This window comes from Gemella sp. oral taxon 928 (genome assembly GCF_001553915.1).
In the GTDB taxonomy this organism is placed as follows: Bacteria; Bacillota; Bacilli; order Staphylococcales; family Gemellaceae; genus Gemella; species Gemella massiliensis.
In genome coordinates this window covers 288655-305082 of record NZ_CP014233.1, presented here as the reverse complement: position 1 = coordinate 305082, position 16428 = coordinate 288655, and the positions used below count along the sequence as shown (strand labels likewise).

Sequence of the window (16428 nt, the reverse complement as noted above, 5' to 3'; positions counted from 1 at the left end):
AACGCTCCTTTCCCCTTATATGAACTAACTCTATATCAGACAGAAATTATTGCATCTAAATTATAAAAATTAAATGTTTTTTTGACATCTCCATTTCCTTCTTTTTTCATTTTGGAAACAGTTGTATTTTAGCTAATTAAAAAAATTTGTTGCTTGATTACTCATCTTCAAGCGCCTTTACAATTTCATTTATTGAGCTTCTTAGTTCGTCTATTTTCTTTACTGTTTCTTCAATTTCTTTGTTTAGAACTTTTATGTCAATTACTTCTCTGGTATCTTCTTTTTCAACATAAGTAGAAACAGATAGATTGTAATCATTTTCTTCTATTTCAGTTCTATCTACATATCTTGAAAAATATTCTTTGTCTGTTCTGTTTCTAAATTCATCCACTATTGCACATATATTTTTTTCTTCCAAGATATTATTATTCGTTTCTTTTTTAAATTCTTTACTTGCATCAATAAAAAGCACCTTGTTTTCAATCTTATTTTTTGCCATAACTAAGATACAGGTTGCTATTGATGTACCGAAGAATAAATTTTCAGGTAACTGTATTACACAATCTATGAAGTTATTATCTATTAAATATTTACGTATAATTTTTTCCGCACCTTTTCTATAGAAAATCCCCGGAAAACATACTATAGCAGCTCTACCACTACTTGAAAGATAACTTAATGAGTGCATAATAAAAGCATAGTCCGCATAAGATTTCGGCGCCAATTTTCCCGCAGGAGCAAAACGTTCATCATTAATTAATGTTGGGTCAGCATCTCCTACCCATTTAATTGAATAGGGTGGATTTGAAACAATTGCATCAAAAGGCTTTTCATCTTTGTGCGTTGGATTGAGTAAAGTATCTCCTCTTTTGATTGAAAAGTTATTGTAATTAATATTATGAAGAAACATGTTCATACGAGCCAAGTTAAAGTTAGTCATATTTATTTCCTGACCGAAAAAACCTTCGTCTATGATATGGTCGTCGAATTGTTTTTTCATCTGTAAAAGTAAACTTCCGCTTCCACAAGTTGGGTCATACACTTTGTTTATCTTTTCTTTTCCGTCCATTACAATTCTTGCTAAAAGTTTTGATACGGTTTGCGGAGTGAAAAACTCTCCACCTGATTTTCCTGCATTACTTGCATAATTCGAAATTAAATACTCATAAGCATCGCCAAAAGCGTCTATGTCATTATTTTGAAAGTTTTCAAAATTTATTTCCGCTATACCTATTAAAATATCAGCTAACCTTTTATTTTTTTCTGCTACTGTTCCACCTAAACGGTTGCTGGTTGTGTCAACATCTTCAAACAAACCTTTAATATCATCTTCTGATGCAAAACCTATCGCACTGCCTTCAATCGCTTTAAATATATTGGCTAAATCAGTATTAAGGTTTTCATTATCTTTAGCGAATTTAACAACATTTTTAAAAAGTTGACTCGGTAATATGAAAAATCCCTTATCTTCTACAGTATTAGGTCTGAAGTATTGTTCTGCTTCTTCATCAGAAATATCTGCATAATCGAATTCCAAGTCTCCAGCTTCTTGTTCTGCAGAATTAAAAAATTCTGTAATATTTTCAGAAATAAATCTATAAAATAAAATTCCTAAAATATACTGTTTAAAATCCCAACCATCTACCGCCCCACGAACATCATCAGCGATAGCCCAAATTTTTCTATGCAATTCTGTTCTCTGTATTGCTTCATTATTACCATTTACAAAATTTGACATTTCTTAATTACCTCACATTATTAATTAAACATTGCTTTATAACCTATTTAAGACTAACAAATATTTTTTGTTAGAAAGTGAAAAAATTACATATTTCTTGAAAATTTCAATTATTTTTATAACAACTTTTATATCGATACCGCTTTTCAAAATATATGAAAATATTATAGTTTCTCACTATACAGATTTACCTATAAATAGAAAAACACTAGCAAAATCAACACTTTATACATATCTATACAGTATAAAATTTCCATATTGTCGGACTCTTCTCTACTAATTTTGAATACGTTTGTAGATGTAAGCCACAAACTTTCATCAAGTGTTTTATTAATATTCTTAGTTCATCAAAATTTTCTCAGTACATTACATATATCTACCCCTTGTAGATAAGTTTATAAAATCATTTTACAAATATTATAACATTTTTATTATTATTTTAAAATAAGAAACTTTAAAAGAAAGTTTAAAATATCGTAACATTTCTATAGTTACAAAAAAATATAAAAAAAGAGTAAATCCCATGTAGTAAAATAGGCTTTGTCGAGCAACCATAAATCTTTAAAAGTAATTTACTCCTATAAAAACAAAGTTATAGACATATCATGTACTTTTGAACCAAGGATAATTAATACACCCACTATAGAAACATTATCTCAACAAATCTTATATATTTTTTATTAAATATTGTAATGTATTATTTACTAAACTTTTCCTTTATAGAATCCGCTACCGTCATACCTGTTAACCATGCCACCATAAGATTATAACCACCTATTTCACCATGCAAATCCAAAATTTCTCCGGCAAAATATAAATTATCTATCTTCTTATGACTACAATTTTTCGGATTAACTTCTTTTAAATCAACACCTCCTGCTGTTGTAAAAGCATATTCTAAAGCCATAGTTTTTACGCCGATTAATTCATAACGTTTAATTTTAGATATAAACTTTCTCAATTCTTTTTTGCTAATATTTTCCGGAAAATACCGAAGCATAAAATTATAAAAACTTTTTGGAAATTTTTTACTTAAAAACTTATTGTCACTCCATAATTTATTAAATAACTGTTCTTCATTTAACTCCGGATAAAAATCTAAATAAAACTTATCTTCCGGAAATCTCGCCACGAACTCTCCCATTGAAATCGCTAAAGGCCCGCTTAATCCCTTATGAGTAAAGAGCAAATCTCCTATTCTTTCATTTTTCTTATGAAACATTCTGACATTTTGCAAGGTTACACCTGACAATTCTATAAAATCATCAAATATCAATGCCACCTCACTAGGATAAATTTTTGTTTGTTTTATACCATATTTTTTTAGTATTTTATGAAGCATACCGTCGCTACCACTTTTCGGATAGCTTTTTCCACCCGTACAAACAACAATATTTTCCCCATAATAAGAATTCGTCTGAGTTTTTACCCCAATGAGTTTTTCATTATTAAAAATTAAATCTTCTACTTTTTCTTTATAATTCACCTTAATGTGGTCTATCTTAAAACAATTAACGACATCTATCGCTTTCTCACTGGCAGGATACAGTCTTCTATTCTCTAATTTTAGTGGTAAATTATGTTTGTCGAAAAATTTTTTAATATTGTATTTATGGTAAGAACTTCTTAAAAATCTACCGTTATGAACTGCATTTATAAAATCTTCAGCATTATCGTTCGACATAACATTACATCTGCCATTTCCTGTTAAAAGAAGTTTTATTCCCGCTCGCTTATTTCTCTCAAGAACTAAAACATTAAGTCCGCTATTATTTAACCTATCAGCTATCATAAGCCCTGCACTTCCAAGACCGATAATTATTACATCATATTGTTTCATTCAGTATCCTTTCTTAAATAAGTTATTTTAATATTAACTTTAATTCATTAGGTATTATATCACATTCAATTAGTGTTTTCCTGAAATTTAATATCTAAATTATAGTTTATTTTTCCACATCACTGTATCATAACATTAAAAATCACGAAACACGATCATATCAGGAATTAACAAGAATTTTAAAAAACATCTACTTATGAAATTGATATGAGTTATCAATTATAACTTTCTTTTTCAGTTAGTTTTATCAGAATTTTTATTAATATAGTTATACTTATTTAATTTTTATAATCTGTTATATAATATAATAGTTATATTTTTTAAAACAACAATAAAAACTTTTATTTATAGTGTAGATTTTTTATATAACAAAAATAAATTCTAAATATATACGACTATAAATTACCTTGTTGTCTTTTTTATGTTTTTAAACTTGGAAATGAAAAAATAATTATTTAAACTCTATATTTTAGTTATATAACAGAACTTTACTTTTTATTTTTAATATGGTAAACTGAAGTTGCAGTAAAGAAAAAAGTGTTCTAAATCAAAAAATTAGTTCGCTTGCAAATAAACTAAATAACTTATAAAGGGGTTAATTATTATGGTAAAAGAAACTATTGCGGCTGTTAACCCAGTCGAAGAAGTTAATACATTAGTTGAAAAAGCACTCGTTGCTTTAGATGAGTTTAAGAAGATAGAAGATCAAGAAAAAATTGATACTATCGTTCAAGCGGCTGCTGTCGCTGCGTTGGAAGCTCATGGACCATTAGCGGTTGCCGCTGTTAAGGAAACAGGTCGCGGTATCGTTGAAGATAAAGCTACTAAAAACCTTTATGCTTGCGAGTACATCGTTAACTATATGCGTGGCTTAAAAACAGTGGGTATAGTCAGCAAAGACGATGTGGACGGTTTAACAGCAATCGCAGAACCTGTTGGAGTTGTGTGCGGTGTAGTTCCGACTACAAACCCTACATCAACTACAGTTTTCAAATCACTTATTTGTTTGAAAACACGTAATCCGATTATCTTCAGTTTCCACCCATCTGCTAATGAATGTTCTAAACAAGCTGCAAGAATCGTAAGAGATGCCGCTGTTAAAGCAGGAGCGCCTGAAAACTGCATTCAGTTTATCGAAAAACCTTCAATGGAAGGAACTCACGCTCTTATGAATCACGACGGAGTCGCTACTATTTTAGCAACCGGTGGTAATGCAATGGTTAGAGCCGCTTATTCTTGCGGTAAACCTGCTTTAGGAGTTGGTGCCGGTAACGTACCCGCTTATGTTCATAAAGATGCTAAACTAAAACAAGCTGTAAATGATATTGTTCTTAGTAAAGCATTTGATAACGGTATGATTTGTGCAAGTGAACAGGCAGCTATCGTTGATAAAGAATTGTATACTGATTTTATTAAAATTATGAAATCACACCATGTTCATTTCGTTAACAAAGAAGAAAAAGCTAAATTGGAAAACTTACTATTCGGTGTTGAAGCTAATTCTGAAAATTGTGGCGGTGCTAAACTAAACTCTGTTATAGTTGGTAAGCCTGCTACAGAAATTGCTAAAATGGCAGGTTTTGAAGTTCCTAAGGGAACAGTTATCCTAGCTGCTGAATGTAGTGAAGTTGGCGTTAATGAACCTTTAACTCGTGAAAAATTATCTCCTGTTCTTGCAGTATTAAAATCTACAAGCACCGAAGATGGTATCGAAAAATCTCGTCAAATGGTTGAATTTAACGGATTAGGACACACCGCAGCCGTTCACACACAAGATGAAGCGGTTGCCGAAGAGTTCGGTAAAGTAGTAAGAGCATGTCGTGTTGTTTGGAATTCTCCTTCAACATTCGGTGGTATCGGCGATGTTTATAATGCCTTTATCCCTTCTCTAACATTAGGTTGCGGTAGTTATGGTAGAAACTCTGTATCCGGAAATGTTAACGCAATTAACCTGTTAAATATTAAATTAATCGGTCGAAGAAATAATAATATGCAATGGTTTAAAGTACCACCTAAAATTTACTTTGAACCAAATGCGATTAAATACTTGAGTGAAATGGAGGGTTTAGAAAGAGTGATGATCGTAACTGACGAATCTATGGTTAAATTAGGATTTGTCGGACGTATCATCGATCAACTAAATCGTCGCAAAAATAAAATTCAATATGAAGTATTTGCCGGTGTTGAACCTAACCCTGATATTACAACTGTACGCCGTGGGTTAGAAGCTATGAACACATTTAAACCTAATGCAATCGTTGCACTTGGTGGTGGTTCTCCAATGGATGCCTCTAAAATTATGTGGCTGTTTTATGAAAGACCCGATGCAGACTTTACAGAACTGGTGCAAAAATTTGCCGATATTAGAAAACGTACTGTAAAATTCCCTCATCTTGGTCAAAAAGCTAAATTTATCGCAGTACCGACAACATCAGGTACCGGTAGTGAAGTAACACCGTTTGCCGTTATTTCCGATAAAGAAAATGACAAAAAATATCCATTAGCTGACTATGCTATTACCCCTCATGTTGCTATCGTTGATCCGGTAATGGTACAAACCGTACCGTCACGCCCAACAGCAGCAACAGGTATGGACGTTCTTACTCATGCGACAGAAGCATATACTTCTATTCTGGCAAATGACTATACAGACGGTTTAGCACTTCGTGCAATTAAGTTGGTATTTGAAAACCTAGAAAAATCTGTTAAAGAGTTTGACAAAGATGCACGTGAAAAAATGCACAACGCTTCTTGCCTAGCCGGTATGGCATTCGCCAATGCATTCTTAGGAATATCGCACTCTATGGCACATAAAATCGGTGGTAAGTTCCATACTGTACACGGCGAAACTAATGCAACACTTTTACCTTATGTAATAAAATACAATGGTACTCGCCCCGGTAAAGTATCACTATGGCCTAAATATGAACATTATCAAGCAGATGAAAGATTCCAAGATATAGCCAAATTATTAGGGTTAAAAGCCGACACCCCTGAACAAGCTGTCGATTCTTATGCACAAGCAGTATTTGAACTTGGAAAACGTGTCGGAACTCCTATGTGCTTTAAAGACCATGGAGTTGACTACGAAGCATTTAAAGCTGCTCTTCCTACTCTTGCGATGGATGCGTATGAAGACCAATGTACTCCTGCAAATCCTAGATTAGCTATGATTGATGATATGGCAGGCATTATGGAAGCTGCATGGTTCGGATACGATAAAAAGAAATTTGTAGAAAATAAATAATAGTTAACTCTAACATAAAGAAGAAGGGGCGAACAATAGCTCCGCCCTTTCCTCTTATCTTACTTACTAGACGTTTACATTCATAATCATAAATTCCTTTAAAATAGAGCCAACTCATTATTCTGATTAATTTTAAACTAAAGTGTCAGTGAATTCCCAATCTTTACAATATTATTATATTAAATACTTTAGTAATTAGTTTAAAATACATCGGATAAAATACTCGGGTTGGCTCCGCTTATTATTTCTTAAAAACTTTTTCCATTTCTAACAATTTTTGCTTCAATTCCAATCCCCCGCGATACCCACAAAGATTACAGTTTTTCCCTAATACTCTATGGCAGGGTATAAATATCAACAGCGGATTTTTCCCTATTGCAGCAGCCACAGCACGGACTGCTTTCGGCTTATCCAACTGTCTTGCTATATCCGAGTATGTTCTGATTTCTCCATAAGGAATACTCCTTACCGCCGTCCAAACCAACTTTTGAAATTCGGTTCCTTCAGGAATTTTTATATTGTTTATTTCTTTTTGATTAATAAAATATTCATAAAGCTTCTGACTATATTTTTTCACTTTGTTGTAATTTTCTATTAAATTTACTTCGCCCAAAAAATTATAAATTTCATCTATATTTTTATTAGGACTGCCAACGAATACTAAATCATCGCTATTTGTTACCAAGTAGTAATAATCACCTCGTATTAAGCACCTATAATAAAACATTGTTTTTTCTCCTTATTATATTTGCAATTTTTTGCAGGATAAAGATTAATTTATAGTAATTAAATAATTTTTATATCATTAGAAAATTTTTATACCCTCATGTTTCGTTAATTACTCTTTGTTAAAATATATTTTATTTATAAGAAATAAGCACCCCGCAAGGTGCTTTTCCTATTCGTAATCAATTACTCCTAATGCTATTTTTGCATATCTTGACATTTTATCTTTCGTCCATGCAGGTTCCCAAACAATATTAACATCAACCTTTTCTATTTCATCTACCCCCATCATCGCAGTCTCTACCTGTTCAACGATGAGTGGTCCCATAGGACAGCCCATTGATGTTAAAGTCATATCTACAACGGCATGTTTATTATCCTCACTCATCTTAACATCATAAATAAGACCCAAATTCATTATATCAATCCCTAATTCCGGATCTATTACTGTTTCCAGTGCTTCTATTACTCTATCTTTTAAATCTTCCATATATTTCCTCCTATGCTATTTAAAGGTATATATCACCTTTATTTTATGATTTTGTTTTATCAATTTTCCTAAATTAACAATCTGCATCTCAGTATTTTCCTTATATTTTCCTATACTGATGTTCTTAGTTATTTTACCCGTTCTATCTTCAATTTTAAAAAAATATTTCTTTTCTTTACTTCTACTACCTATTTCTCTATCAAATATTATAGTCTTTATATTGTTCAACAATTCAAAATTAAAAATTCGATTATATATTATAAGAGCATCTTTATAGATTAATACTTTTAATTTTTCATCTACAAATCCGGCATCTCTTACTAAAATATCTATATCTCTTTCAGTTTCAGGATATTCTATAAATAATTTTTCATAATTTTCTTTAGCTCTCTTAACCTTTTTTACAAAAGAAACAGTTAACCATAGCGTTGATAAACAAATAGCAGTTACTATAATAATCATTACCGTGTAATATGCAGTTCCTACCGGTACTATATAAACATCATTATAAAAGGGTCGTTCTTCTATTTTCTTTTTATATGCAGCTTTATCAACATTTGCCCCAACTTCTTTTATAACCTCAGAAGTTCTTTTCTTAATTAGATAACTCTGTTGAGCGGAATTTTCAAATTTCTTCCGGAGTTCTGCTGATATATATACGGTCGTCTTCCAATCATTTTTATTCCTAGCTGTAGCCGGAATACTGTCTATACGTGCGTAGATATTTTCTTTACCGAGGTCAAGAATTTTGCCGTCTTGTAATTTCCTGCCACCGAGCATTTTATCTAATTTTTCCGCAGTTGTTCTTAACATAATATAGCCATGTTCGTGTTCAATAAGATAAAATTTTTCATTTTTTTCTAAAATTTTATCTTGTATCTTTTGTTCTTCTACTGCCAAAATTTTTATTATTGCATAGCCTGAATGTCCATCAAAAACATCGCCATTCTTATATTGTTTTTCTATACTTTGAAATCCTAAAGCGGTTATCATAGAAATACTTATAAACCACATAATAAGTGTAACCAATATAGTTCGTTTTAAACCCCTTGTATAACTTTTCCTCACAAAATACTCCTTAAAAAATTATTTTTTATTTGGATTTTCTATAACAATAGCTCCATTATCAGTACCTTTTATACATAATTTACACATATTAAGGAATAATCCATGCTCTACTACCCCAACAATATTGCTTAATTTTTCTTTTACATCATTTATATCAAAACCATACCCTAAATGTAAGTCAACAATGTAATTATGATTATCCGTTACGAGTATTTTTTCATCTTTAAGACGTAATATCGGATTTAAGCCTATTTGTTCCAATTTGCGAATTGTGTGACTATAACCAAAGGGCAAAATTTCCACCGGTAAATTAAAATTACCTAATTTTTTCACGTCTTTACTTTCATCGTAAATCCAGATAACCTTATCGGCAATATCGGCAACAATTTTTTCTCTAAACAAAGCAGCGCCGCCACCTTTAATGGCATTGAAATTTTTATCTATTTCATCTACTCCATCAACAGCAAGGTCAATATGATCTACATCTTCCAAAGCCCTGATATTTAAACCAAGACTTTTAGCTAATTCTACAGTTTGAATTGATGTTGAAACCATTTCAATGTTCAATCCGGCTTTCACCTTATCTGCTAGAGCATGAACAAAATAGAAAACTGTCGAACCGGTTCCCAGTCCTACTATCATCCCATCTTTTACATATTCGGCAGCTTTTTTACCAACAATTTCTTTTAAATTCATTTTCGTTTCTCCGTTATTTTTTAACAAGTATTCCTTCCTTTAATTAGTGTAAACAAAAAACTTATACTTTTATCACTATAAATATTTACGCTACTTATATTCAACTAATAAATAATTTTTCTTGCCTCGGCGTATAATTGTATAGTTACCTTCTAAGTGGTCTTTTTTGCTTACTGTATAATCTAAATCTGTAATTTTATCTCCGTTTATGTAGATTGCTCCGTTGTTTACATCTTCACGTGCTTGACGTTTTGATGACACTATACTGCTGTCTACTAAGAAATCTATAATATTACGTTCTTGTTTATCTAATTCACTTTTTGGCAATCCTTTTACAGCTTGTGCCAGTTCTTTTGAAGTTAGTGTTTTAATATCCCCTGAAAACAGTGCTTTTGTAATATTTAAGGCACTTTCCAATGCTTGTTCTCCATGAACAATTTTTACCATTTCTTCCGCCAATGTTTTTTGTGCAAGACGTAAGTTTGGTTCTTTTTCTACGCTCTCACTTAATTTATCTATTACTTCTTTTTCTAAAAATGTGAATTTTTTAAGTGCAGGAATAACTTCTGTATCTGCCGTATTAAACCAAAATTGATAAAATTCATATGGTGTTGTTTGTTCCGGATCTAACCATACCGCTCCACCTGTTGATTTCCCGAATTTTGTTCCATCAGCTTTTAACATTAACGGAATTGTAAACCCGTACGCCTCTACATCACCACGAAGTTTTCTCATAATTTCCAATCCTGTTGTAATGTTTCCCCATTGATCAGAACCACCAATTTGCATTTTTACATTATGATGTTCATTCAAATGGGCATAATCAATACCTTGTAGGACTGTATAACTAAATTCCGTGAATGATAGACCGTTTTCCAATCGACTTGAAATTGAATCCTTTGCAAGCAGGTAGTTAATATTGACTAATTTTCCATAATCACGTAGAAATTCTATCATTGAAATATCACTAAGCCAATCGTAATTATTAACAAATAATATATTATCATCTCCACGAAAAATATTACGTAATTGTGCTTCTAATTTTTTAGCATTTTCTTTGATAACGTCTAAACTTTGCAATTGACGTTCTTCGCTTCGTCCCGACGGATCTCCGATAATACCCGTACCGCCGCCAATTAGAACAACCGGTCTATGTCCATGTTGCTGAAATCTTTTTAATGTTAAAAACGGTAATAAGTGACCTATATGTAGTGAATTACCGGTCGGATCTGTTCCGCAGTAAATTGATACTTGTTCTCTTTCTAATAATTTTTTAATACCTTCTTCATCAGTTTGTTGGTATACCAAATCTCTATACTTTAAATCTTCTAGCAACTTACTCATACATTAACCTCCTAAATACGTTTATATTATTAATACTTATGTTACATTATACCATAATTTAAAACTTTTTTTATTACTTTATTTGATTAATAATAATAATTTTTCACATGTTTTTATTTTTTTGTTAACTTATGGTATAATAAATATGATAAATTCATCAAGGAGATTTTAATGAAACAAAAAAAATACAAAGGAAAAATATTACTTGGGTTAGCACTTCTTTTTAGCCTCGGTGTCGGTGTAGTATTCGGCTTTATCGGTGGATTGGTCAAATCACAACCACTATTATCTTTTGAAGAAATGCACGAACAAATTAATGATATTAGCGAAAATAGTGATGTTTATTTCGGTAGCGGTGAAAAACTCGGAACAATTAACTCCGAATTAATTCGAAAGTCTATCAGTTTTGATGAGATGGGTGACAATGTTAAAAATGCGATTATTGCCAGTGAAGATGCCAACTTTTATTCAAATAGCGGCATTGAAGTATTATCAATAGCTAGAGCATTATATAGCGAAATGTCCGGCAAATCAAATACCGGCGGCAGTACCATTACTCAACAACTTGTCAAAAATCAGTTGCTTGATAACACGCATTCTTATGAAAGAAAAGCTAAAGAGATACTACTTTCACTTAGAGTTACTAATAGTTTTACAAAACGTGAAATACTTGAAACTTACTTAAATGTTGCCTCATTTGGAAAAAATAGTCTCGGGCAAAATATTAGCGGTATTGAATCAGCTTCACAAGGGGTATTCGGTAAACATGCTAAAGAATTAAATATTGCTCAAGCCGCTTATCTTATCGGCTTTGTTCAATCTCCATTCAAATACACACCGTTTGATGAAAAAGGAAATATAAAATCTGATTCAGAACTACAATTAGGCTTTGCTCGTCAACAATATGTACTAAAACGCATGGTAAAATTAGGTTATATTTCAAAAGATGATTACAACGAAGCGTTACGTTTTGATATTAAAGGGGCGTTCATTAAACAAAAAAGCACAGAATATACAAACTACCCATATATACGCGACGAAATAACCACATCTGCCGCAGAAATTTTGGCAGAACAGACAGCGAAGAAAAATAATGAATTTGAAAAATTTAAAAACGACAGCACATATCGTGAAGAGCTTATAGAAAAAAGTCGTATTAAGTTTATTACCGGCGGGTACAAAGTAAAAACCACCATTGATAAAAATCTGTATGATACACTAAATAATGCTAAAAATACTTTTAAATCGTATCCAAGTGCGAGAAACGGAGGTGTTACTTATCCAATGGAAATAGGGGCTTCTGTTATCGAGAACAATACAGGAAAAATCTTAGCATTTATCGGCGGGGTAGATTATAATAAGCAACAGCTTAATCACGCTACAAGAACATTTCGTTCTCCCGGTTCTTCTATTAAGCCTTTACTTGTTTATGGCCCTGCCATTGATAAAGGATATATCACTCCTAACTCAACAGTACTGGACAAAAGATTTAATTATAATGGCTGGAAACCTGAAAACTTCAGCAGAACAGAGTACGGTTATATCCCTGCTAAAGAAGCATTAGCACGTTCTCTCAACTTATCAACTGTACGACTATACTCTGCTTTTGTTAATGAGAATCCTGTTGAACAATATTTAGAAAGAATGAATTTTAAAAAAATGGATGAGGGTGATAAAAAGAATCTCGCCGCTGCAATAGGCGGTTTATCACATGGGGTTTCAGTTACAGAAAATACAAATGCTTTCGCCACTTTCGCCAATAACGGAAAATATAAGAAAGCCTATATTATTGATGAAATTCGCAACAATAAAGATGAGTTAGTTTATTCTTCAAATTTTGCACCGGTAAAAATATATGAAGAATCAACAAGTTATTTAATAGTGAAAATGTTAAACAACGTTATTAATGCCAGCTATGGTACATCAGTCGATATTGGTAAAAATCTGAAATTTAATAATAAAAACCTTTTTGTTAAAACGGGTACTTCAGAATATTATAATGACCTTTGGGTAGTAGGCGGCACTAAAAACATCACAGTCGGATTATGGGCAGGTTATGACAAACCGACAACAGTTCCGTCGTATGACTATGCACATAAAGCGTGGACACATGTCATGAATGCTATATACGACTATAGTAATAAATTAGTTTCTCCTGATACGGAATTTGAAAAACCTTCTTCTGTCATAGACTCGGATATTAATCCATATAACAATTCTAAAGGTACTATTTCGGATATGATACCAAAAGACTTTAAAGAATTAGATAAGGAAAAAACTTTATTAAAATTCGGTTTTAATATTGATAAAACTTTAACTTTTCGAACTCCATCTAAACCTAAAGAAAAGGACAAAGATGATGACAAAGATAAAGAAGATAAGGACAATCAAACATCTGATGCAGTAGAACCGCAAAACCCGTCTTCAAGAGACGATGACGATCACGAATAACTTAATTAAAGAAAATGGGAGTGACTTAAAATTATGATTTTAAAAAATCAAATTTTGTTAAGCCACTCCCTAAAAATTTTCCGGATGAAAAAACTCATATTTTATTATTCATCAAAAACATCATAGAACGGAGGCAAATCATGGGCTTTAGCGATTTCTACCCAACCGCTAAAATCTTCAAATTCCTTAGCATGAACAACTAGATAAATCGCTTTCGTCAAAGTATAAAATTCCTGAAGCGGTTTAAGGAGATTTTTCAAACTTTTTGCAGTTTCATTGTTCAGCACCTTCTCATACAAACTCGTTGCATTTTTACTTTCATTATTTTTAATTATATCATCCGAAATAATACCCGAATGTGCCAAATAAAGCATATAATTATAAAGAGCTTTAAAAGTTTTGTATGAATTTGCAATATTATTATTTTTATCTGTAGTATCTTTATTTTTTCGCCGTGTTATTGAATTTAGTTGATTTTGAATAGGATTTTTAATTTCTTCTACTACCAAACTTACAAACTCATCAGCAATCTCTTTCGGCATATCTTTCACCATATCTGACGTAATACCTTTAGTTTTCAATCTGTTGTAAAATTTTTCAAATAATCTATCAAGCTCATAAGTATCCTCTTGGGTCAAATACTCTTCAGGTGCTATAAATACTTTCAATAATGGAGGATACTCTATATCCTTACCTACTCTAAAAGTTCCTACAGTCATATTAAGTGATTCTACAAAATCGTTTCTTCTCACAAAATTATAAATATGATGTGCTTTCTTTTTATAATAATTGGCTGTAAATTCTTGAAGTTTATTAGTTTCCGCAAGATTTTTTTCTAAAAAATATTCACGAAGTTTTTTATCATATTTCTTATCATATTTTCTGAGTTGTTTCAGTTGAGGTAGTGCGGTATTATAGGTATAAACACGTTGAAAAATGCCTTTTAACAACTCCAATGAAATCGCCAAATGTCCCCCTAACGAATGCCCGGCTGCCACTTTATAGCATAAATCAAAATTTGGAATGCTATGTTTAAGAAATTTAATAAAAGCAAATGCGGAATCAAGTTGACTGGTATTTGCACCGGATACAATACCCGTATAATTATAAAACCAATCACTTATATCATCACGTTCACTTCCTCTAAAAATAATAAGTATTTCTTCATATTCAGGCACATATATCGCTGTTGCTTGAAATCCGTTTTTACTTAATTTAGGCGTTGATAATCCACTATTAAACACCTTAATATCATCAATTTCTTCTTCGGTGACCTCTTTTATTATCCGTTTAATTTTATATTCAATTGTTGATTGACGTTTATTATTTTTTATTAAATACTCGTAATATGTCAGTTTTGCTATTAAGAGCGGTCTATGAAAAAAACGCAACATAACATTTCACCTCTTTGTACATAATTATAACATACCTCTATAAAATATAAGAAATCCTACGGTTTTCTTCGTAGGATAATTACATTATTTAATTATTGATTTACTTTTTAAATTTTGTACTCTATACGTTGAATCTAAACAGCATAATATCGCCATCTTTTACTTCATATTCTTTTCCTTCAAGACGTACTCGTCCCGCTTCTTTTGCCTTTTGCATACTTCCATACTCAACTAAATCATCATAACTTACCGTTTCAGCACGAATAAAACCACGTTCAAAATCAGAGTGAATAATTCCTGCACATTCCGGTGCTAGCATTCCTTTTTTAAACGTCCACGCTCTTACTTCCTGAACACCTGCTGTAAAGTATGTCGCCAGTCCTAATAAACTATAACTTTCTTTAATCAGTTTATCCAATCCGCTCTCATCAATACCTAATTCTTCTAAGAACATAGCCTTTTCCTCATCTTCCAATGATGCCATTTCTTCTTCAATTTTCGCACAGACAACAATTACTTGACTGCCTTCTTCTCCTGCAAATTCACGAACTTTTTTTACATGATCGTTCCCATCAATATTAGGTAAATCTTCTTCACTTACATTTGCAACATAAAGCATTGGTTTCATCGTTAGTAAATGTAAATTTTTAGCAATTTTTTGTTCTTCTTTATCTAATTCCAGTAATCGTGCAGGTTTTTCTTCTTTTAAAATATCTCTCACCTTAGATAATACACTAAATTCTGCTACTGCATCTTTATCTTTTTGTTTAGCTTGTTTTTCAACACGCCCGATTCGTTTTTCAACGCTTTCAAGATCAGCTAAAATAAGTTCTAAGTTAATTACTTCGATGTCATACAGTGGATCTACACCTCCGGCAACATGTGTAATATTCTCATCTTCAAAACAACGAACCACTTGACAAATCGCATCTACTTCACGAATATGACTAAGAAATTTATTCCCCAGTCCCTCTCCTTTTGATGCTCCTTTTACAATACCGGCTATATCTGTAAATTCAAATGATGTTGGTACTGTTTTTTTAGGTTCTACTAATTCTGTTAGTTTAATTAATCTTTTATCAGGTACTTCAACAATTCCCACATTTGGATCAATTGTCGCAAATGGGTAGTTTGCCGCTAATGCTCCTGCCTTAGTTATTGCGTTAAAAAGGGTACTTTTCCCCACATTCGGTAATCCAACTATCCCGGCTGTCAATGCCATATTGGTACTCACTCCTTTTGATTATTTTCGTTTCGGTTCCTTACCGTATTCAACTTTATTATTATATCATAAAAAACACTACTTGACATTCAATATAATAATAATTTAGAATAAATACTTAAAATTTTTAATCTTATATCTATGATTGAATTAATTTTTTAATAATTATATTTACTTAAACAATATAAATCCATTCAAAAAGATACTATGGA

At 31.7% G+C, this 16428-nt stretch carries 11 protein-coding genes; 2 read left to right on the top strand and 9 right to left on the bottom strand.

Annotated features, from left to right (window positions below):
• Nucleotides 1-157: 157 nt before the first annotated feature.
• Together AXE85_RS01305 and AXE85_RS01300 are read right to left on the bottom strand one after the other, a co-directional pair.
• The gene (locus AXE85_RS01305) at nt 158-1738 is read right to left on the bottom strand and encodes a type I restriction-modification system subunit M (RefSeq protein WP_062172692.1); all 1581 of its coding nucleotides are present in this window, start codon (nt 1736-1738) and stop codon (nt 158-160) included.
• Between the two features lie 697 nt (nt 1739-2435).
• Entirely contained in the window at nt 2436-3578 is a 1143-nt protein-coding gene (locus tag AXE85_RS01300; protein WP_062172691.1) for a BaiN/RdsA family NAD(P)/FAD-dependent oxidoreductase, read from the bottom strand.
• A gap of 604 nt (nt 3579-4182) precedes the next feature.
• On the opposite strand from AXE85_RS01300, the gene adhE reads away from it, so the two are divergent.
• Complete coding sequence (adhE, locus tag AXE85_RS01295) at nt 4183-6825, top strand: bifunctional acetaldehyde-CoA/alcohol dehydrogenase (RefSeq protein ID WP_062172689.1); 2643 nt, start codon at nt 4183-4185, stop codon at nt 6823-6825.
• Between the two features lie 241 nt (nt 6826-7066).
• On the opposite strand, the gene AXE85_RS01290 is transcribed toward adhE, so the two are convergent.
• The 5 genes from AXE85_RS01290 to tyrS all read right to left on the bottom strand — a co-directional run bounded on the left by AXE85_RS01290 (nt 7067) and on the right by tyrS (nt 11149).
• A complete protein-coding gene (locus AXE85_RS01290) occupies nt 7067-7552 on the bottom strand; it encodes a methylated-DNA--[protein]-cysteine S-methyltransferase (protein WP_062172687.1) in 486 nt (161 codons plus the stop codon).
• A gap of 171 nt (nt 7553-7723) precedes the next feature.
• The gene (locus tag AXE85_RS01285; RefSeq protein WP_021752550.1) at nt 7724-8041 is read right to left on the bottom strand and encodes a metal-sulfur cluster assembly factor; all 318 of its coding nucleotides are present in this window, start codon (nt 8039-8041) and stop codon (nt 7724-7726) included.
• Nucleotides 8042-8056: 15 nt separating this feature from the next.
• Entirely contained in the window at nt 8057-9109 is a 1053-nt protein-coding gene (locus AXE85_RS01280) for a hypothetical protein (RefSeq protein WP_062172685.1), read from the bottom strand.
• Between the two features lie 18 nt (nt 9110-9127).
• Nucleotides 9128-9805 carry a ribose-5-phosphate isomerase RpiA gene (rpiA, locus tag AXE85_RS01275; RefSeq protein ID WP_062174652.1) on the bottom strand — a complete coding sequence of 226 codons (678 nt, stop codon included), beginning with the start codon at nt 9803-9805 and terminating at the stop codon, nt 9128-9130.
• Nucleotides 9806-9895: 90 nt separating this feature from the next.
• Nucleotides 9896-11149, bottom strand: coding sequence for a tyrosine--tRNA ligase (tyrS, locus tag AXE85_RS01270; RefSeq protein ID WP_062172682.1), 1254 nt, complete (start codon nt 11147-11149; stop codon nt 9896-9898).
• A 171-nt stretch (nt 11150-11320) separates the two neighbouring features.
• On the opposite strand from tyrS, the gene AXE85_RS01265 reads away from it, so the two are divergent.
• The gene (locus tag AXE85_RS01265) at nt 11321-13600 is read left to right on the top strand and encodes a transglycosylase domain-containing protein (protein WP_062172680.1); all 2280 of its coding nucleotides are present in this window, start codon (nt 11321-11323) and stop codon (nt 13598-13600) included.
• A gap of 104 nt (nt 13601-13704) precedes the next feature.
• Here AXE85_RS01265 and AXE85_RS01260 read toward each other — a convergent pair whose 3' ends face one another.
• Both AXE85_RS01260 and ychF read right to left on the bottom strand, forming a co-directional pair.
• Nucleotides 13705-14994, bottom strand: a complete 1290-nt coding sequence (locus tag AXE85_RS01260) for a DUF6792 domain-containing protein (RefSeq protein ID WP_062172678.1) — start codon at nt 14992-14994, stop codon at nt 13705-13707.
• 121 nt (nt 14995-15115) lie between these two features.
• Nucleotides 15116-16216 carry a redox-regulated ATPase YchF gene (gene ychF, locus AXE85_RS01255; protein ID WP_062172675.1) on the bottom strand — a complete coding sequence of 367 codons (1101 nt, stop codon included), beginning with the start codon at nt 16214-16216 and terminating at the stop codon, nt 15116-15118.
• Nucleotides 16217-16428 lie beyond the last annotated feature (212 nt).

Excerpts from the sequence above, each read along its gene's own strand:
- rpiA (WP_062174652.1), bottom strand. The coding sequence starts at position 9,805 with ATGAATTTAAAAGAAATTGTTGGTAAAAAAGCTGCCGAATATGTAAAA.
- AXE85_RS01290 (WP_062172687.1), bottom strand. The coding sequence starts at position 7,552 with ATGTTTTATTATAGGTGCTTAATACGAGGTGATTATTACTACTTGGTA.
- AXE85_RS01260 (WP_062172678.1), bottom strand. The coding sequence starts at position 14,994 with ATGTTGCGTTTTTTTCATAGACCGCTCTTAATAGCAAAACTGACATAT.
- AXE85_RS01265 (WP_062172680.1), top strand. The coding sequence starts at position 11,321 with ATGAAACAAAAAAAATACAAAGGAAAAATATTACTTGGGTTAGCACTT.
- ychF (WP_062172675.1), bottom strand. The coding sequence starts at position 16,216 with ATGGCATTGACAGCCGGGATAGTTGGATTACCGAATGTGGGGAAAAGT.
- AXE85_RS01300 (WP_062172691.1), bottom strand. The coding sequence starts at position 3,578 with ATGAAACAATATGATGTAATAATTATCGGTCTTGGAAGTGCAGGGCTT.
- adhE (WP_062172689.1), top strand. The coding sequence starts at position 4,183 with ATGGTAAAAGAAACTATTGCGGCTGTTAACCCAGTCGAAGAAGTTAAT.
- tyrS (WP_062172682.1), bottom strand. The coding sequence starts at position 11,149 with ATGAGTAAGTTGCTAGAAGATTTAAAGTATAGAGATTTGGTATACCAA.
- AXE85_RS01285 (WP_021752550.1), bottom strand. The coding sequence starts at position 8,041 with ATGGAAGATTTAAAAGATAGAGTAATAGAAGCACTGGAAACAGTAATA.
- AXE85_RS01305 (WP_062172692.1), bottom strand. The coding sequence starts at position 1,738 with ATGTCAAATTTTGTAAATGGTAATAATGAAGCAATACAGAGAACAGAA.